Annotated in this window: 19 protein-coding genes; 9 read left to right on the forward strand and 10 right to left on the reverse strand. The window is 62.5% G+C overall.

Features of this window, described 5'->3' with window-relative positions:
- Window positions 1-91: 91 nt before the first annotated feature.
- From CH275_RS07805 to dnaA, 5 genes are all read right to left on the reverse strand, one after another.
- Complete coding sequence (locus CH275_RS07805; RefSeq protein WP_094676777.1) at window positions 92-655, reverse strand: DUF721 family protein; 564 nt, start codon at window positions 653-655, stop codon at window positions 92-94.
- Entirely contained in the window at window positions 652-1902 is a 1251-nt protein-coding gene (recF, locus tag CH275_RS07810; protein ID WP_094676779.1) for a DNA replication/repair protein RecF, read from the reverse strand. Before recF ends, CH275_RS07805 begins: the two co-directional genes overlap by 4 nt.
- Window positions 1903-2829 carry a phosphogluconate dehydrogenase (NAD(+)-dependent, decarboxylating) gene (gnd, locus tag CH275_RS07815; protein ID WP_094676781.1) on the reverse strand — a complete coding sequence of 309 codons (927 nt, stop codon included), beginning with the start codon at window positions 2827-2829 and terminating at the stop codon, window positions 1903-1905.
- Window positions 2830-2893: 64 nt separating this feature from the next.
- Complete coding sequence (gene dnaN, locus CH275_RS07820) at window positions 2894-4078, reverse strand: DNA polymerase III subunit beta (protein WP_094676783.1); 1185 nt, start codon at window positions 4076-4078, stop codon at window positions 2894-2896.
- A 584-nt stretch (window positions 4079-4662) separates the two neighbouring features.
- Window positions 4663-6195 carry a chromosomal replication initiator protein DnaA gene (gene dnaA / locus CH275_RS07825; protein ID WP_094676785.1) on the reverse strand — a complete coding sequence of 511 codons (1533 nt, stop codon included), beginning with the start codon at window positions 6193-6195 and terminating at the stop codon, window positions 4663-4665.
- 619 nt (window positions 6196-6814) lie between these two features.
- Between dnaA and rpmH the strand changes: the two genes are divergently transcribed.
- The 9 genes from rpmH (at window position 6815) to CH275_RS07880 (ending at window position 14891) form a co-directional block, all read left to right on the forward strand.
- Window positions 6815-6958, forward strand: coding sequence for a 50S ribosomal protein L34 (gene rpmH, locus CH275_RS07830; protein WP_026347786.1), 144 nt, complete (start codon window positions 6815-6817; stop codon window positions 6956-6958).
- 30 nt (window positions 6959-6988) lie between these two features.
- Window positions 6989-7369 carry a ribonuclease P protein component gene (rnpA, locus tag CH275_RS07835; protein WP_094676787.1) on the forward strand — a complete coding sequence of 127 codons (381 nt, stop codon included), beginning with the start codon at window positions 6989-6991 and terminating at the stop codon, window positions 7367-7369.
- Entirely contained in the window at window positions 7366-7695 is a 330-nt protein-coding gene (gene yidD / locus CH275_RS07840; RefSeq protein ID WP_094676789.1) for a membrane protein insertion efficiency factor YidD, read from the forward strand. Before rnpA ends, yidD begins: the two co-directional genes overlap by 4 nt.
- A gap of 4 nt (window positions 7696-7699) precedes the next feature.
- The gene (yidC, locus tag CH275_RS07845; RefSeq protein WP_094676791.1) at window positions 7700-8788 is read left to right on the forward strand and encodes a membrane protein insertase YidC; all 1089 of its coding nucleotides are present in this window, start codon (window positions 7700-7702) and stop codon (window positions 8786-8788) included.
- 25 nt (window positions 8789-8813) lie between these two features.
- Window positions 8814-9476 carry a Jag family protein gene (locus CH275_RS07850; RefSeq protein WP_094676793.1) on the forward strand — a complete coding sequence of 221 codons (663 nt, stop codon included), beginning with the start codon at window positions 8814-8816 and terminating at the stop codon, window positions 9474-9476.
- A gap of 1653 nt (window positions 9477-11129) precedes the next feature.
- Complete coding sequence (rsmG, locus tag CH275_RS07865) at window positions 11130-11807, forward strand: 16S rRNA (guanine(527)-N(7))-methyltransferase RsmG (protein WP_094677315.1); 678 nt, start codon at window positions 11130-11132, stop codon at window positions 11805-11807.
- Window positions 11808-11889: 82 nt separating this feature from the next.
- The gene (locus CH275_RS07870) at window positions 11890-12894 is read left to right on the forward strand and encodes a ParA family protein (RefSeq protein WP_094676799.1); all 1005 of its coding nucleotides are present in this window, start codon (window positions 11890-11892) and stop codon (window positions 12892-12894) included.
- A gap of 4 nt (window positions 12895-12898) precedes the next feature.
- Window positions 12899-13975 carry a ParB/RepB/Spo0J family partition protein gene (locus tag CH275_RS07875; protein ID WP_094676802.1) on the forward strand — a complete coding sequence of 359 codons (1077 nt, stop codon included), beginning with the start codon at window positions 12899-12901 and terminating at the stop codon, window positions 13973-13975.
- A gap of 235 nt (window positions 13976-14210) precedes the next feature.
- A complete protein-coding gene (locus CH275_RS07880; protein ID WP_094676804.1) occupies window positions 14211-14891 on the forward strand; it encodes a hypothetical protein in 681 nt (226 codons plus the stop codon).
- A gap of 21 nt (window positions 14892-14912) precedes the next feature.
- On the opposite strand, the gene CH275_RS07885 is transcribed toward CH275_RS07880, so the two are convergent.
- From CH275_RS07885 to sigM, 5 genes are all read right to left on the reverse strand, one after another.
- A complete protein-coding gene (locus tag CH275_RS07885; RefSeq protein ID WP_094676806.1) occupies window positions 14913-16106 on the reverse strand; it encodes an N-acetylmuramoyl-L-alanine amidase in 1194 nt (397 codons plus the stop codon).
- A 138-nt stretch (window positions 16107-16244) separates the two neighbouring features.
- Window positions 16245-16577 (reverse strand): thioredoxin, encoded by a 333-nt coding sequence (gene trxA, locus CH275_RS07890; RefSeq protein ID WP_008711582.1) that lies wholly within the window; start codon window positions 16575-16577, stop codon window positions 16245-16247.
- Window positions 16578-16620: 43 nt separating this feature from the next.
- Window positions 16621-17610 (reverse strand): thioredoxin-disulfide reductase, encoded by a 990-nt coding sequence (trxB, locus tag CH275_RS07895; protein ID WP_094677317.1) that lies wholly within the window; start codon window positions 17608-17610, stop codon window positions 16621-16623.
- Between the two features lie 126 nt (window positions 17611-17736).
- Window positions 17737-18474 carry a hypothetical protein gene (locus CH275_RS07900; RefSeq protein WP_094676808.1) on the reverse strand — a complete coding sequence of 246 codons (738 nt, stop codon included), beginning with the start codon at window positions 18472-18474 and terminating at the stop codon, window positions 17737-17739.
- A gap of 60 nt (window positions 18475-18534) precedes the next feature.
- The gene (sigM, locus tag CH275_RS07905) at window positions 18535-19116 is read right to left on the reverse strand and encodes an RNA polymerase sigma factor SigM (RefSeq protein ID WP_094676810.1); all 582 of its coding nucleotides are present in this window, start codon (window positions 19114-19116) and stop codon (window positions 18535-18537) included.
- Window positions 19117-19215 lie beyond the last annotated feature (99 nt).

Consider the following 19215-nt stretch of genomic DNA (forward strand, 5'->3'; position numbering starts at 1 on the left):
ATATAGACCATGTCACAGCAACACTGGACGCAACATCTGTTGAGGATCACGTGGACCAGGCAGTATGGCGAAACGCCGTGAGGACGTGTCACTATCCGTACGTATCCCGCGGTCCCCGTCCGCGCACGTGACGTTCGCCTTTTCTCCAGCTCTGCGTCGTCGGCCCGGTGATGCGAAGAGAGGTCACCACACCGTGCCCGACCGCTGCCGCGATCTTCGCCAGAATCTGCGACTGCATCAGTCTCAATTGCGTCGCCCACGCAGTGGACTCGGCCGAGATACTGAGCACTCCGTCCTTGAGAGTCGTCGGTTCCGCATGAGCCGATATGTCCTCACCGACGACGCTGGGCCATCGACCCAGCACCGCACCCTCCGAGACCTTGGCCGACCACCCACGCTTGGCCGCGATCGTATTGGCCAGGGCACCGAACGCCTGCGGGTCTCGGTCGTCGGGCCCGGCACCCGACCAACCCCGTCGACGACGCCCCCGCAGTGCCCGCACTCCGCCGGTCGGCGACGACCGGCCCTGACCCACCGACTTGCCGCTCGCCTTGGCGGCAGCGCGCGCATCCTCGAGTGCTCGACGCGCCAGATCGATGCCTTTCAACTCCGGTGCCTCACCCGCGTCGGTGGGGACTCCCTCGTCGTCGTTCATCGAACCTCGCTCTCCGTGCCTGCGGTCTCGGTAAAGCTGGACAGATCCGTGATCCGCGAGATACGTCCTGCAGCACCGGAATTCGAACCCTGCTGGGCTTCCACTCCGTAGCGACGCGCGTCGAGCTCGGGTGGAACGTCCTCCGGTACCGCGGCAGTGATCAGTACCTGCTCGGCACCGGCCGCCACCGTCGCCAGCGCAGCACGCCGCTTTCGGTCGAGCTCGGCGAAGACATCGTCGAGCATCAGTACCGGATCCGTGCCGTCCTCACGGAGCAGGCCGAAGGACCCGAGCCGCAACGACAATGCATACGACCACGACTCACCATGGCTGGCAAAGCCTTTGGTCGGTTGATCACCGAGCATCAACTCGAGATCGTCTCGGTGCGGTCCCACCAGGCATACACCACGCTCGATCTCACGTTGGCGCATCACCGAAAGTTGATGAAGGAAAGCAGCTTCCAGAACGTCGACGTCATCGGGCTCGGGTGCACGATCGGCATCGGAGAACTCCGGCGGCAAAGCATCGGCAAGACTGCATCGATAGGCAACGGCGGCCAAGCGCGATTCCGGCGCGATCGAACTGTAGGACTGTTGCACGAACGGCATCAGCTCGTGCACCAAACCTATTCTGGCAGAAAGCAATCGAGCTCCGTGCGCCGCGAGATGCCCGTCCCACACATCGAGAGTGGCAAGCGCGCTTGCGCCGTCGCCCGAGGACGATCCGCGGCGCAACGATCCACTAGCCGTCTTGAGCAGAGCCGATCGCTGCCGCAGAACCTTGTCGTAATCTGCACGGACAGTGGCCATTCGAGGAATTCGAGTGGTCAGCAGCTCGTCGAGATACCGTCGTCGCTCACTGGGATCGCCGCGGACGAGTGAGAGATCCTCGGGAGCGAACAGCACACTCTGCAACACGCCCAGAATCTCACGTGGACGCCGCAGCGGCGACCTGTTCATCCGAGCCTTGTTGGCCTTACCGTCGAGAAGCTCCACATCGATGATCAGTTCGCGACCGTGATTGACCACGGCACTGCCCACGAACGCCTTGGCAGCACCTGCCCGAATCATGGGAGCGTCCGAGGACACCCGATGGGAGGACAACGTCGACAGATAGTTGAGCGACTCGAGCAGATTGGTCTTGCCGTGTCCGTTCGGCCCTACGAACACGGTCGAGCCCGGTCCGAGGTCGACGGTGAGGTCGTCCCAGGATCGGAAATCGTGCAGCTGAAGAGACCGGACGAACACTTACTCGGTGTGATTCGGCGCCGGAGCGCGCAGGGTCTCGTCGGCATCGACCTTCTTGACCGCATGCCCGCCGAACTGGTTCCGCAGTGCAGAGACAGCCTTCATGGCAGGCGAATCCTCTTGCCGCGAGGCAAATCTCGCGAACAGCGCGGCGGAGATCACCGGTGCCGGGACAGCGTGCCGAATGGCTTCCTCGACGGTCCAGCGGCCCTCACCGGAATCCTCGGTGTAGCCGGAGATCTCACTGAATTCCGGATCCTGGCCGAGCGCTTCGACCAACAGATCGAGCAACCAGGACCGCACCACCGTGCCCTTGCTCCAGGCCCGCAGCACGCCCTGGACATCCTGCACGAGTTCTTCGGCTTCGAGGATCTCGTAACCCTCGGCGTACGCCTGCATCAACCCGTATTCGATGCCGTTGTGCACCATCTTCGAGTAATGGCCTGCTCCGACCGGGCCCGCATGTACGAATCCGTCCGCACGCTCGCCTTCCGGACGCAAGGCGTCGAAGATCGGCATCGCGCGTGCGACATGCTCGTCCTGGCCGCCGACCATCAGGCCGTAGCCGTTCTTCAGGCCCCAGACGCCGCCGGATACTCCGGCATCGATGTAACCGATTCCCTTGGCGTCCAACAGCTCTGCATTGGGCTTGTCATCGGTGAACCGAGAGTTGCCGCCGTCGATCACGAGATCGCCTGGCTCGAGTACCTCCGCCAGACCGGTGACGGTATCGCGGGTGATCTTGCCCGACGGAACCATCACCCACACCACCCTCGGTGCCGTCAGTGCCTGCGCGAGACCGGCCAGTGACGGGGTATCGGTCACTTCGGGCCGGGGGTCGTAACCGACGACCTCGTGACCGTGCTCACGCAGTCTCTCGCGCATGTTGAAGCCCATTTTTCCGAGACCGACCAAGCCCAGCTGCATGATGAGGCGTCCTTGTCTGTGTCAGGTGCGGAGTGTCCGCGGGTTCAACAGTAATCAGGCTCGATCAGCCCGGCAGCCTGACCGGCATCAGCAAGTACGTGTATTCGGATTGCGGCGCCGCGAACTTGCCCGCGTCGTCGGCCACCAGTTCCTCGTCCGATGTCGGACGCAACACTGCGGGCCGGCTGGGCGTCGTGAATCCGAAGGTCACCTTGTCGCTGTGCAGAGAAGACAAGCCATCGATCAGATAGCCCGGGTTGAAGGCGATGGTGAGTGCCTCGCCCTGGAAATCGGCGGGCAGTGCCTCCTCGGCACGACCTGCATCGTCGCCGCCGGCAGAGAGTAGGACGCCCTCGGCATTGAATTCCAGACGAACCTGCGCGCCACGCTCGGCAACGAGGGCCACACGCTTGATGGCCTCGACCAACGATGCGATCTCGAGGGTCGCCACCGCAGTGTGTTCGGCCGGCAGCAACTGACGAAACTTCGGGAATTCGGCGTCGAGCAGTCGCGTCGTGGTGCGGCGCCCGTCGCTGACGATGCCGAGTAGGCCGTCGCTACCGATGGACGATCCCGAACCCAGAGCCAGTTCGACGGGCGAGCTCGCGTTACCGCCGAGGGTCTTCGCCGACTCGGACAGGGTCTTGGCCGGGATGAGCACCGCAGTGGTGGTGTCGGCCCCGGCGGGAACCCATTCCACCTCACGAACCGCCAACCGGAAACGGTCGGTGGCCGCGAGAACGACGTTGGTGCCGTCGATCTCCACGCGGATACCGGTGAGCATGGGAAGGGTGTCGTCCTTGCCCGCGGCGATGGCGACCTGGGCGATTGCCTCGGAGAAGACATCACCGGCCAGCGAACCGGTGTTGGTGGGCAACTCGGGGAGCTGCGGGTAGTCCTCCACCGGCATCGTCGGCAGTGAGAACTTGGCGCTTCCGCAGTTGACCAGAACGCGGGTTCCGTCGACCGTGACGTCCACCGGCTTGTTCGGCAGAGACTTCGTGATATCGGCAAGTAGCTTGCCCGACACCAGAACTCGACCTGCGGTGGCAACCTCGGCGGACACTTTGACCTGAGTGGATACCTCGTAGTCGAATCCGGAGACCGTCAGGCCCTGTTCGTCGGCGGCGAGAAGAACTCCACCGAGAACGGGAACGGGCGGCCGGGACGGCAAGCTACGGGCCACCCATGCGACCGAATCGGAAAAATCTTCACGAGCAACGCGAAACTTCAAACTTCCAAGCTCCATCGCTCGGCATTTCCTCTCGTTCGGTGGCGTTCGTCTTCACGGCAGGAGCGGAGCAACCTCGATCGTTGCGGCTCGAACCGATGCAACGACGAGTCTGGCACATCCAGCGCAAGCACACCGTATGCCCTCCGAAGCGAAGTTGAAAGCTCGAGGCTCACGCCGAACGTGGGATTCGATCCATCTCGGAGGGCCTGTGAACGGATCGTTCCCCAACACCTGTTTTCAAAGAAGTTCTTTCAAGGAGAAAACAGAAGTATTAATAGGTCCTGTGGAATCTGTGCACGGACCCATCGAGCCGCTGGTGGCCGAGCGTGGTGTCGTGGGGATGAACTCGGGACCAATCGGAGGTTGATGCTCGGCGCCCTGTGGACGAATCGCATCGGTGCACAGGGCCCCACACTCCATCCCCAGAACTTCGATGTTGTCCACATGGTTATCCACAGGTGTGAATCAATGCTCGACGCCTCGAGAACTCGCGGAATCCGAGTCGAGAATCGGTCCGGAAGACGACGAGAAACGTAAGACGGCACCGAACCCGCGATGGGATTCGGTGCCGTCTTCTGCGTTCGTCCGTGCCCGGATCTCTACCGCTTCGAGCGTTGCTTGATCCGTGCAGTTAGCTCCTGGACCTGGTCGTACACCTTGCGACGCTCGGTCATCTCCTTGCGAATCTTCTTGTCCGCGTACATGACCGTCGTGTGATCTCGTCCGAATGTCTGACCGATCTTGGGCAGAGACAAGTCGGTGAGCTCGCGGCAGAGATACATCGCTATCTGCCTGGCCATGGCCAATGCCCTGGCCTTTCCCGGGCCACACAGGTCTTCGATCGAGGTGTTGAAGTACTCCGCCGTGACGGCCATGATCGTGGCTGCGTTGATCTCGAGACTCGACGAATCGGGAATGAGATCGCGCAGCACCACCTCCGCCAGAGTCAGATCCAGTGCTTGCCCGTTGAGCGATGCGAACGCCGTGACGCGAATCAGGGCGCCTTCCAGCTCACGGATGTTGCGTTCGATTCGGCTGGCGATCAGTTCGAGCACGTCGTGCGGTACGTCGAGTCGGTCCATCCGAGCCTTCTTGCTCAGAATCGCGATGCGGGTCTCGAGCTCGGGGGGCTGCACGTCGGTGATCAGGCCCCACTCGAAGCGGGTGCGGAGCCTCTCCTCGAGGGTCGCCAACTGTTTCGGGGGCCGGTCGGAGGAGACCACGATCTGCTTGTTCGCGTTGTGCAGCGTGTTGAAGGTGTGGAAGAACTCCTCCTGGATGCCTTCCTTGCCTTCGATGAACTGGATGTCGTCGACGAGCAACACGTCCGTCTCGCGGTACCGGCGCTTGAAGGCCACCTTGCGGTCGTCACGAAGACTGTTGATGAAGTCGTTCGTGAATTCCTCGGTGGAGACGTATTTGACGCGCATGCCCGGGAACAGACGTTGCGCGTAATGGCCGGCTGCGTGCAGTAGGTGAGTCTTGCCCAGTCCCGACGCCCCCCACACGAACAGCGGGTTGTATGCGCGGGCAGGGGCTTCGGCGATGGCCACCGCTGCTGCGTGCGCGAACCGATTCGAGGCACCGATGACGAACGTGTCGAAGGTGTACTTCGAGTTCAGGCTGTTCGCACCCGATGACGGGGGCGTCGACTCGGGTGGTTTGGTGAAATACGTCGGCCACGAGTTCTGCACGCTGGCGAGCGCCTCGCGTTCGTCGTCGACCTCTTCGTAATCTGCCGTTTCCGAGTCCGACGGCTCGTCGTCCCTGCTGGTCAGGATGCGGCGCCGGTAGGTAGGAGAGCTCACGGCGTCGGGATAGGTCGACCGCTCGGACTCGATCTTCTCGTCCTCGGGAGCGGAGATTCGCACGCCGAGTCCTTCGACGCCCTGCCCCAGATGACGCCCGAGAGCGCCGAGAATAGGTTCGCGAAGGTCTCGCTCGATCGCCTCCTGGGCGAAGGTCGAGGGAACTGCGAGCAGGGCGAATCCCTGCGTCAGAGTCAACGGTTTGACCAGCGCGAGCCAGGCCTTCTGGCCTTTGGTCAGCGGCGACCCACTGTGTCGGTCGGATGTGAGCTCCGCGACCACCTCGGGCCAGATGCGCGCGAGCGCATCCGGATCGTCGTTCACGTCGATCCCTCCGTTGTCGTGCGTTGGTCTCGTACGGGTACGACGCGTGACATTCGTGCGTCGTTTCCCACCCGCGCGGCGGGATCGTCGGATAGCGTCGTCGATCGTGCGTCGCCGCGGCCGAGACCAGGGTCCGTGGGTGGACCCCGCAAGGTACGAATATGCCACCTGAACTGTGTTTCCACACAATTATCCACAGGTGTGGATAAACGACACCGATGTGACCCCAGAGCTCGTTTCGGTTCGTGCTATGACACGCCCATCAGTCTGACCTGCACCGATGACCGTTGTCTGTCGTACGATCGGACGAACAGCATCGCCGCCGACCCACACCCGAGACCGAATTCGATGCAGATCACACGGTCGGTCGCCGCCACAGCCCGTGCCTGTGGATGAATTGCCGAGCCGATCGGTTCGGAGCGAGTTTGACCACCGGTGACTCGATCAGTACTCTCGAACAGTCACCCAATAGCGAGGTGGCCGATGCTTGCTGGCTGCTCACAGTCTGTCTTCACTCGGATTTCTCGCTCGGGAGGCAAGCGACTTCATCCGAACTCGCTGGAACCTTTACAGCAGGCGCCGACAGATCGGCGTCTTCGAATCTCGAGGAGTGTTGACCGTGGCCAAGGGCAAGCGGACGTTCCAGCCGAACAATCGCCGCCGCGCGCGCGTTCATGGCTTCCGTCTTCGTATGCGTACCCGTGCGGGTCGTGCAATCGTTTCCGCACGTCGCGGCAAGGGCCGTAAAGAACTCACAGCCTGATATTCGTTCGTCCGAACCTTGGAGCTCGGGATGCTTCCTGAGCCGAATCGACTGCACCGAGCACGTGATTTCACCGTAGCGGTGCGTCGAGGACGCCGAATGGGTAGATCTGATCTGGTTGTCCACGCCGTCGTGCGGGATGAGCAGGACATCGCGTCGACCGTTCGGGGACCACGATTCGGATTGATCGTCAGCAAGGCAGTCGGGCCGGCCGTAACTCGTCATCGAGTTGCGCGCCGGCTTCGGCATATCTGTAGCGACGTGATCGGTGAGCTCCCCGAGACCACCGACGTGGTCATCCGCGCACTGCCCGGAGCCGCGAGAGCGTCCTCGGCAGATCTCTTGATTCAACTGCGTTCAGGATTGAAGAAGCTCGGTCTTCTCGAAGCTCCGAAGGGTCCGCCGTCATGACATTCATGGGCAACCTTCGTTCCATTCCTGCTCGATCACTCGTGTATCTCATCGGGTTGTACCGAACATATGTGTCCCCGATGAGACCTCCCACCTGTCGCTTCTCCCCCACCTGCAGTGAGTACGCCGTCGAGGCGCTGCAGCTGCACGGGATGATGAAGGGCTCGTTGCTGGCAGTCGTCCGCCTCCTCAAATGTGCTCCCTGGCACTCTGGAGGATGGAACCCGGTGCCCGAGCCCGGTAGGTGGCGCGCGAGCGTCACCGAGCTGACCGAAACCGAAGAACACCACGATCTCGTGCGAGTGGAAGAACAGAGGAGTACATAGAGCCGTGCTCGACTTCATTTACTACCCGGTTGCCTGGATTCTCTGGGTGTGGCACAAGGTGTTCGGCTTTGTGTTCCAGGATCCCAGCAATGGGTTCGCCTGGGCGCTGTCCGTCGTCTTCCTGGTCTTCACACTCCGCCTGATTCTCTACAAGCCCTTCGTCAAACAGGTCCGCACGACGCGGCAGATGCAGGAACTGCAGCCGCAGATCAAGGCTCTGCAGAAGAAGTACGGCAAAGACAAGCAAAAAATGGCCGTCGAGATGCAGAAGCTCCAGAAGGAGCACGGCTTCAATCCGTTGATGGGTTGTTTGCCGGTGCTGGCGCAGGCACCCGTGTTCATCGGCCTGTTTCACGTGCTGCGTTCGTTCAACCGCACCGGCACCGGTGTCGGCCAGCTCGGCCTGAGCCCGGAAGAGAACCGCGAACTCTCCAACTACGCGTTCAGCGTTGCCGATGTGCAGTCGTTCCTCGACGCTCGACTGTTCGGAGCCCCGATCTCGGCGTGGATCACCATGCCGCAGGAGCAGCTCAACGCTTTCGCCGTCGGACCAGGTGCTTCCATTCCGTCCACGTTCGTCATCGCGGCGGTATCGATTCCGCTGATGATCATCGCGGCGATCATGACCCATATGAACTCGCGTGCATCGGTGGCTCGTCAGAGCGCCGCCGCAGCGGCGAACCCGCAGTCCGCGATCATGAACAAGCTCGCGCTGTATGTGTTCCCCTTGGGTGTACTGGTCTTCGGTGCCCTACTACCGATCGCAATCCTGCTGTACTGGGTCAGCAACAACACCTGGACGTACGCACAGCAACACCTGGTCTTCGGAAAGATCGACAAAGAAGAAGCGTCCAAGGCTGCAGCGGCCGTGGAGAAGCGCTCGGAGAATGCGCCGAAGCCCGGTGTGAAGCCCGTGTCCACCACCAAGCCCAAGCCGGGTGCGCGACCGAAGCTGTCGAAGATGGAACCGGTCAGCGAAGAGTCCTCGGTCGACGGCAGCGAGACCTCGGGTACGACGACCGGTGCCGCGGCACCGATCAAACCGAGACCGCAGGCGAATCGGAACAAGTCGACCAAGCGCAAGCGGCGCTGACCGACACGTCGAGAGAAGGACGAACATGGCAGCGGACGTAGAAGAAGCTCAGAACGAGAACACAGTCGGTGCGGTATCCGGGGATGGAGTGAATGACGTGATGGTCGAGGCCGATCAGCTCAGTGCGGTCGACGCGGGTACGGACGAAAGTCCCGTGGTCGAGGATTCCGCAGCCCCCGCGGTGGTCGACGAGAACGCGTCGGATGACGACGACGATGAAGATGACGAGGACTACTTGGTCGAGGAAGGCGAGATCGCCGGCGACTACCTCGAGCAGCTGCTCGACGTCCTCGACTTCGATGGTGACATCGACCTGGATGTCGAGGGTGATCGGGCGATCGTCAGTATCGATGGCGGAGATGACCTCGCGAAGCTCGTGGGCCGCAAGGGTGAGGTTCTCGACGCTCTGCAAGAGTTGACGCGTCTGGCTGTTCAGCAGTCGACCGGTGAGCGCAGCAAGCTGATGCTGGACGTTGCCGGCTGGCGAGCGAAGCGTCGGAGCGAACTCGGCAACTTGGGTACCGAGGCAGCGCGCCGCGTCCTCGAGTCGGGCGATCGTGAAGAGCTGACCCCGATGACTCCGTTCGAGCGCAAGATCGTGCACGACGCGGTCGCAAAGATCGACGGTGTCGCGAGCGAGAGCACGGGCGTCGAGCCCGCTCGACGAGTGGTCGTCGTCAAGGCGTAGCAGAGCATTTCGGTCGATGGCCCTCACTTCGGTGGGGGCCATCGTCGTATCCGGATGTCGTCGAGTGTCCGGTGGAATGTCATGGATGTGATTCGATCGATCAGGGTTCACGAAATTGTCGGAGGCTTCGATTTTTCGACGGTTACTCGAGATCCAGCCATGCACTGCGCTTTCGTCACTGTGACGGCAAAGACGGAGTGGACTCCCCGGCGTGGGTGCACGGCATTCGGACTGTTTCACGTGAAACAAAACGAAGTCGAAGTGCGATCGTGCGGGGGTGGGGGGTTCGTGTATCCGTGTGTTCGTCACTCGTTGCCGGTCGACCATGGCGGCCTTCGTTGGATAGAGCCGTGTCCGACGCTCCGGTAAGTTGCGGCAGTCCGGGCAGTCGATCACCGCGATTCGGAGCATGGACAGTTTCACGTGAAACATCGCGATGCCGATCTGGTGTGCGACGAGTCCTGAAGGACACCTGATAACCGGTCGCAGCGCATCCGGCCTGTGCTGCCGGATTCGATCTCGTACAGATCAGCGTCGAGGATGGTCACCAACACGCAACGGATTCTGTCGGTGCTGCCGCCGCTCTGCATCGAACGGCCGGCCATCGAAAGAGGCGGAGGTCGGGTATTGCGGTGGACGACGAATCGACGGCATGTGGACTGCACCCACGACTACCGTGCTGCGGGATGGCGCCGTCAGCCGAACTTGTCGGACGGATCTGTCCTCTGCTGGACAGCCGACCGTGTATGGCGAAGTGCTCGCGCTTCCTGTCGATCGGGAGTCTCGGCGGTCTCGATTTGCGGAGACGGGTCGGCCCGATCGTTTGTGCACGGCACTGTGTCCCTCGTACCGATCGCCGACCGGGCTCGTGCATGCGACGGTCCGAGCCAGACGATCTCTGGATGAGTCCCGAGATCGAATGCACCGAGTGAGTGTTCCGGGCGGTCCGGGTGAGATCGAGGACTGCGTCCTGTCGCGACTGCTCCCCCGACCGTGTCGGTCGATGAGACACAGGTGTCTGGAACGGTCGTCGTGCTTCGAGACAGGTCTGTCCGATGCTCGTGGGCTGTCGGTTGCCGATCGACGGTGATCGAGCAACGCCGGGTCGAGTCGGCGCGGTAGCAGCGTCATACGTGGCCTGTAGTCCCGAGGAGATCGGTCATAGATACAGGCGCGCGTTCGACAGCGAATTCGATGATCCGTGGAGGTTGGTCTCGGGGGTGAAGAAGCGGGTTACGGCTCGTCCTACCTCCCGTCGACGTATCAGTTGGTTCGGGGGTGGCCAACCCATGGAGGTGATGCTTGACAGCGCGTCAGCCGGTGATCCGTAGGGATTGCAGTTTCACGTGAAACATAGTTCGGGTCCGCCAGTCATCCCGTCCGCGGTGGACTTCTTCTGGGAAGGCTGGATCGAGCCATACGTTTCTGGGGAGGGTCGGCAGAGCCATCGCACCGAGCGGACGGGGTTGCCCGATCGGGCTGGGTCCAACTGTGCCCAACGTCGCCAGGTTCCTCGATCGCGTGCGACCAGGTCTCCTTCCTGCCGTCGGACACGCCCAATTCAGGTGTTACTGGCTCCGAAGGTGCCGCGGAAGGCGAACTGGGAGGAGTTACAGTCATGTCGTTTGGCGATCCGTGCCCGAGCACGGGAAGATGTTTCACGTGGAACAAGAACGCTCGGATAGCACTGAATTGATGGCAATCGCAGAGCAGGTTTTTGGGGACCGTCTCGAACTCGCCCGCAGGTATCACGACTCGTTGGCGACGGCCGGAGTCGAGCGCGGACTCATCGGACCACGAGAGGTTCCACGGCTCTGGGAGCGCCACATCCTCAACTGCGCCGCAATCGGTGAGCTCATCGACGAGGGCGAGAGTGTCGTCGACATCGGCAGCGGTGCCGGCCTTCCCGGAATACCGTTGGCGATTGCTCGTCCGGATCTACGGGTCACGCTCGTGGAGCCACTTCTTCGTCGCACCGTGTACCTCGCCGAGTTCATCGACGAGCACGATCTCAACGTCCTCGTGGTTCGGGGCCGCGCGGAGCAGCCCGGCGTCAAGAAAGAGGCCGGCGGCGCTGATGTGGTCACATCGAGGGCGGTGGCACCGTTGGAGAAGCTCGCCAAGTGGTCGCTTCCACTCGTACACGAGAACGGTCGGATGCTGGCTCTCAAGGGATCCAGTGCCGGAGAAGAGATCGAACGAGACCGGGCTTCCCTCACTCGGATGGGTGCTGGCAAGCTGGAGGTAGTGGAGTGTGGAGTGGGTCTGTTGCCCACTCCCACCATCGTCGTCAGAGCGGTCCGTCAGCCTCGGAGACTGAGTCGTCACTGACTTTCGATCGTGGGCCGTCGAGTCCCGCGCTCGTTCCTATCGATCGTATTGAACACAGTCAGTTCCGCACTAAGGAGCACATATGTCGGGTGGGTCCGATCCCGCTGTTTCACGTGAAACAGCATCGAAAAAGAACGCGTCCAACGTGGCCGAGTCGGAGGTGAAGAAGAGTTCCGGGTTCGAGTACACCAACGCGATCTCCCCCGACGACACTCCGATAGGCGCCGCCGCACATCGAGCCAGTCAGGTTCTGCACCCTGGATCGGTGTCGCTCCCGAAGCCGGCGAAACGGCGCATGCTGACGATCGCCAACCAGAAGGGCGGGGTCGGCAAGACCACCACCGCGGTGAACCTGGCTGCCGCGCTCGCCCTGCAGGGCCTGACGGTTCTGGTGGTCGATCTCGACCCCCAGGGCAACGCCAGCACCGCTCTGGGCGTCGAGCATCACTCCGGTGTGCCGTCGAGCTACGAGGTGCTCATCGGCGAAGTCAGCGCCAAAGACGCTGTTCAGCAGAGCCCGCACAGCGAACGACTCTTCTGCATTCCGGCCACTATCGACCTCGCCGGAGCCGAGATCGAGTTGGTGTCGATGGTCGCGCGAGAGGGCCGCTTGAAGACCGCGCTGTCGGTAGAGGAGCTCGCCGGGATCGATGCGGACTTCATCCTGATCGACTGCCCGCCATCGCTCGGCCTGCTCACGGTCAACGCGCTCGTTGCAGCCACCGAGGTACTGATTCCGATCCAATGCGAGTACTACGCACTCGAAGGCGTGGGACAGCTCTTGCGCAATATCGAGCTGGTGCAGTCTCATCTGAACCCCGAACTACATGTCTCCACGGTGATCCTGACGATGTACGACGGCCGTACGAAGTTGGCGGACCAGGTCGCGGAAGAGGTCCGCAAGCACTTCGGCGATGCCGTGCTTCGGGCCGTCATCCCACGGAGCGTCAAGGTATCCGAGGCACCCGGCTACGGCATGACGGTCCTCGATTACGACCCCGGTTCACGAGGGGCAATGAGTTACCTGGACGCGGGACGAGAACTCGCCGCGCGGTCGGCCGGCATCGACGAAGCACGAAAGAAGTAAGTAGATGAGCCAAACGCGTAAAGGTGGCCTCGGACGAGGTCTGGCCTCGCTCATTCCCACGGGTCCGGATGCCGGGCCACGCCTCGGCAGCGCAGCCGCAGACGTGATCATCGGCGCGGATCGCAACGCCAAGGACAAGCCGGATACGTCCACGAAGCCGAAGCGCGCGCCGTCGGCCGACGACGCAACGGAAACCGCGACGGCTCCCACCCCGACTCCACCAGTGCTCAACGGAGACGACCTCTCCCCCGTCGGCGCCGTGTATCGCGAGATCGCACCGGATCGAATCGAAGCCAATCCGAAGCAGCCGAGGCACGTATTCGACGACGACTCGTTGGCGGAACTGGTTCACTCGATCCGCGAATTCGGGCTCATGCAGCCCATCGTGGTTCGTCTCGTATCGGGCTCTGCCGCCGCCGGGGACGCGAAGTATCAGCTCGTCATGGGCGAGCGTCGGTGGCGAGCGAGCCAGGAAGCCGGCCTCGACACTATCCCCGCGATTGTTCGAGAGACCGCAGACGACGCGATGTTGCGCGATGCGTTGCTCGAGAACATCCATCGAGTGCAGCTCAATCCGCTCGAAGAAGCGGCCGCGTACCAACAGTTGCTCGAGGAATTCAACGTGACTCACGAGGAGTTGGCCGCGAAAATCGGGCGATCGCGTCCGGTCGTGACCAATATGATCCGACTGTTGAAGCTGCCGATTCCTGTGCAAAGACGAGTAGCGGCAGGAGTTCTGTCGGCCGGACATGCCCGCGCGTTGCTGTCGCTGGACGCAGCATCCGAGGCGCAGGAGTCGCTGGCTGCCCGAATCGTTGCGGAAGGTCTGTCCGTCCGCGCGACCGAAGAGGCCGTCACTCTGGCCAACCGTGAGGACGGCAAGAGCCCGGAACCGGCTCCCCGACGCAAGCCGATTCAGATGCCGGGCCTTCAGGACGTCGCCGATCGTCTCTCCGATTCCTTCGATACTCGGGTGACGGTCAGTCTCGGCAAGCGAAAAGGCAAGATCGTTGTCGAATTCGGGTCGGTCGACGACCTCGAAAGAATCGTCGAGATGATGGAAGCGCAGAAGAAAAAGTAGCGGCGTTTTTTCAGGACCAGACATACACGGCCGAAACGTCACTGTGACGTAGCTCGACGATCGAAGGTCTGAAATGCCCGGTTGTTTCTCGAAAATCACTGTCAGACAACTCATTTCACGGAAGCGGTCCGGACGGCGGGTGCGGCAACCGAATCGCCTATCCTTGTCGAGGGGCGGATCGGCTCCGATGGAGAATTCCCGCGTTGGAACGAATGCACGAAGGCTGAGGTAAGCGGTGTCGGCGATGGTGACCGGAGTGACGCTCGGCTCGTTCGAGCATTTGCCGCATCATTCGCGGAGGTGCAGTTTCTGGGTGCTCGATCCGGCCTCCGAAAGTTCGACCGTCGACCTCGAGTTCGAGAACGAAGTGTGGTTGTCGACGATCATGCTCGAGTGGGGATCGTGTGGGCAGCTGCTGTCTGTCGACGGGAAGACGATCGGATGCGCACTCTATTGCCCACCGCGTGCTGTTCCCCGCGCGAGGACGTTTCCGACGTCGCCCGTCAGCCACGACGCGGTTCTACTGACCCAACTTCGGATCGACTCGCCGGAGGATGCCGACCTGCACTCGGCCACCCTGATCCAGGCAGTGGTGGGAGATCTTGTCAACCGCGGCGTGCGCGCCCTCGAGGCATTCGGTATTCGACGCAATGCCGACGACGCCGCGGTTGTCGTTCCGAACGCCACGGCACATCTGACATGTTCGGCGTCGACCTGCATGATCGAAGCGGACTTCCTCGAGAAGGTCGGTTTCGAGGTGATCGCTCCCCACCACAGATTCCCCAGGCTACGACTGGAGCTCGATCGCGATCACGGGTGGAAGCAGGACGTCGAATCTGCGCTCGAACATTTGCTCGTCGCGGCCAGCATCTCCGTCGTCGATATCGAACAGAAGTCGACGGTAGGCACCCGCTGACGCCGATGCGGACGCTTTCGGTCAGGGGAGATCGGCTGCGGCGAGTTCCTCGGCCAACAGTTCGGCGAATGTGAAGGTTCCGGTGGGCTGGTCGTCCTGACCCAACAGATACAGGCGCTTGACGGCGATCAGAATCGCTTCGGCGATGATGTCGCGGAACCTCGGGTCGCTGAGCACCTCGACATCGGATTCGTTGGTGAGGTACCCGAGGTCTATCTGAATGGTCGGCATGTTGGTCAGGCGCAGCAGATCCCACGTACGTCCATGGCTCCGGCAGTCGAGAAGCGGTGTGCGAGCAACAATTTCACGCTGCACATAGCTGGTCAGAACTTGGCCGATCATGGAGGTGGATCCGTGAGAGTTGCCGAAGTGGAAACTGGCTACGCCGTTGGCCACCGGGCTGGTGCTCGACGCGCACCGCAGCGAGATCATCAGATCGGCACCCCAGGCGTTGGCCGTTTCGGCGCGATCGGCCACCGACGGATTGGTACCGCGGGCCCGGGAGAGGAACGTTTCCATTCCGGTTGCCGCCATGCGGCCCTCGAGTCGACTGGCCAGATCCCACAGAATCTCGGACTCGGACACTCGGCCCAGTGATCCGTCGACGATGCGTCCGGTGTCGGCACCACCGAGGTCGGGATCGATGACGATGCGCTTGCCGGTCAGTTGTGGCCCCGACTTGCGGACGAGTTCCTCTTCGCTCATCGCGTGCGGTGACCCACCGGTGACGCGAGTTCCGAGCAGATCGAGAGAACGCAGTGTTGCCGGCCCGCAGATTCCGTCCGGCGAGAGCCCTATTTCTCGCTGGAACGAGGACAGGCCCTCGTGGGTGCGAGGGCCGAAGAAGCCGTCGACGCGTTCGCTGTAGAAACCGAGGTCCTGCAATCGGGTCTGCAGGGCGGCGACATCGTCTCCGTACAGCGGGGCGGACAGCTGGTAGATGAGGGTTCGGGCGCCGAGTCGGTACGACGCTTCCTTCAAAGCGCGGTAGGTGGCCGGGCCGACCACACCGTCGACCAACAGACCGCGGTGTTGCTGGAATGCACGGACGGCTCCGTCGAGCGCTGCGTCGAAGACGGACCCGGGTGCCGTCCAGTGTCCGTCGTCCATCGGACCGGGTGGAACTACTGCTTCGTTGAGAAATCCGAGAGCCGTGAGGGTGCCGCGGACCTCGGCGACGGCGGGTCCGGAATCGCCGTGACTGAGTTCCTGCATCCTCGACAAAACCTCTCGATCGTTCTGACGGCTCCCATATCTGGGTGCATCCGATGTGCCGACGCTCAGCGTCGGCACATCAGACGATTGTCGCAGAAAGACTGCGTTCTGCTGCAATCCCCACCGTTCGGAGGTGAATCAGATAACGCCTTCGAGGTCCTTGAGCAGCGCGGCCTTGCCTTTGGCACCGACAATTTGCTTGACCGGCTTGCCACCCTGGAACAGGATGAGCGTCGGAATCGACATGACCTTGAAGTCACGAGCGGCCTGCGGGTTGGCGTCGATGTCGAGCTTGGCGATCGTCAGCTTGTCCTTGTGCTCGGCGGCGATCTCCTCGAGTACCGGCGCGACCATCTTGCACGGTCCGCACCAGGTGGCCCAGAAGTCGACCAGAACGGGCTTCTCGCTGGTCAGTACATCGTCGACGAACGATGCGTCGGTGATGGTGACTGTGCTCTTGTCGTCGGACATTTCTATCTCCTCGATGTGTGAAGCGGTGTGTGAGCTGGGCCGGTCAGGCGTTGACGACGTCGACCGGCTGGTCGGCGTGTTCGAGCGTGTTGGTGGTGATGTCGCCCTGCTCGGCCAACCAACGCTCGGCGTCGATCGATGCGGTGCATCCCGTGCCCGCAGCGGTGATGGCTTGCTGGTACACGTGGTCGACGAGGTCTCCGGCAGCGAACACGCCTTCGACGGACGTGGCCGAGGACGGCGAGGCGACCTTGACGTAGCCTGCCTCGTCGAGTTCGACCTGGCCCTTGACCAGTTCGTTGCGGGGATCGTGGCCGATGGCGACGAACATTCCGGTGACGTCCAGCGTGGACTTCTCGCCGGTGACGGCGTGCTCGATCGAGATTCCGGTGACGCTGGTGTCGCCGAGAACCTCGAGGACCTTGGTGTCGGTGAGAAAGCGAATCTTGTCGTTGTTCTTGGCGCGCTCGAGCATGATGCGCGACGCCCGGAACTCGCTGCGGCGGTGCACGATGGTCACGCTGCGAGCGAACCGGGTGAGGAAGGTCGCTTCCTCCATCGCCGAGTCGCCGCCACCGATGACCGCGATGTCCTGGTCGCGGAAGAAGAAGCCGTCACAGGTGGCACAGGCGCTGACGCCGCGGCCCAGCAGCTTCTCCTCACCGGGAATGGACAGGTAGCGAGCAGCTGCGCCCATGGCCAGGATGACCGCGCGTGCCTGGTAGGTCTCGCCGCCGGCGGACACGGTTTTGATCGGCCCGGTCAGCTCGAGCTCTTCGACGTCCTCGGTGCGGATGTCGGCGCCGAATCGCTTCGCCTGTTCGCGCATCTGCTCCATCAGATCGGGACCCATGATGCCCTCACGGAACCCGGGGAAGTTCTCGACCTCGGTTGTCGTCATGAGCGCACCACCGAACTGTGTTCCCTCGAACAGGATCGGTTCCAGTTCTGCGCGGGCCGCGTAGACACCGGCGGTGTAGCCGGCCGGTCCCGAGCCGACGATGATGAGATCGTGAACCTTGGGGGTACTCAATGCAGACCTTCCGATCTTGTGCGGCGTGTACTGGTCGCCGACAGCCGAGTGCACACTGCACGCGCCGGTCGACGTACATCTGGTCAACACCACCCTAGAGGCAGTTGTTCCCCGGAGAGAGATGTGTCAGCCGATATCGCGCCGCGTGAGGACATCGGGGTTGGTGGCGCCGCAGTCGTTGCCCACGGCCAGGGCGATGAACTGGGCCGGCTGTGCGCCTGCCAGCACCAACAGGGTCCCGTCTCGGCCGTCGACTCTGACCTGGCTGGATCCTAGGACCGCCGTTGCAGGGTCGACGTCATTGGCCGCCAGGCAGGCCGCAAGGCTGGCCGGATCCGACAGCGCACCGGGATCCCGCTTGCCGACGATGCTGAACGCGACACCGGAGTCGAGGTCGGCGGGATCGAGGATCAGCGATCCGTCGGGTGCCGGTGACGGGTCTGCGGCAACGGATTCGGGTGCGTCCGGGGTGCGCCACACCGCTGCGAACACGACCGAGCCGACGGCGAGAAGCGCTGCGGCAGCGGCAATTCCGAGAACCACATGACGCCTGCGGGACCGGAGCGGAACCACAACCGGATCGCTGAACTGCGGAGTGGACTCCTCGACGGATTGGATCGTGCGATCGATCCGTTCGACCACGTCCGGCGGAATCGACAACGTCCCGGTCGAATCCTCACCCACCTGGTGCAGCCGAGCCGACATCGCGTCGAGACCGGCGAGGATTCGCATCGACTCCTCATCGCGGCGAACCAGCGGCCACAGCCGGCTGCTGACTGCCTCGGGAAGGGCATCGGCATGTAGTTCGGCCAGCAACTCCGGTGAGAACGGGGCCTCCGGTAGAGCGTCGGTGCTCGACGACACGTTTCTGCCCTCCCTTCGCCGAAGCTGCTTTGTCTCTCACACGGTATAGACGCGAGGGGTCTAGATTCGGTTCCCTGCGTCCTTCAAGTAAGCGAGCTGCGTGGCGAGCTTGAGTCGACCGCGCGCGCATCGACTCTTGACGGTACCGGTGGGAACGCCGAGCAACGCGGCGGCGTCTGCCACCGAGTACCCCTCCATGTCCACCACGACCACGGCTGCGCGCTGATCGGGCGGCAGCGTCATCAGAGCCTGGCGAACCAGAATGGTGGTCTCGGTTTCGGAGATGCGGTCTCTGGGAGATGCAGGCTCGTGACTTTCGTTCTCGCTCAACGGAACCGAGGGGCGTGCTTTGTTTCGGCGGATGCGGTCGAGGCAGGCGTTGACGACGATCTTGTGTAACCAGCTGCGCACGGCGGCGTCGGCTCGAAACGATCCGGCTGTGCGATGCGCGGAGAACAGAGCCTCCTGCAGGGCATCGGACGCGTCCTCGGGCGTGTAGCTCGTACGACGAGCGGTCAGCCACAGATGCTCGTGGTGTCGGTAGATCAACGTTGCGAATGCATTCGGCTCCCCGGCCGCATGAGCAGCCAGAAGTTCCACATCCGTGCGCTCCCCTAGCGCCGAATCGATACGTTCGGTCATACGAAAACGGCTCCCCCCGTGTTAACGCATTGGGGGGAGCCTAGGCCATGGAGACCGTGAAGTACGAAACGAGCCGGTATTGCGTACCCAGCGTTGGAT

The organism is Rhodococcus sp. 06-235-1A (genome assembly GCF_002258785.1).
GTDB lineage: Bacteria > Actinomycetota > Actinomycetes > Mycobacteriales > Mycobacteriaceae > Rhodococcoides.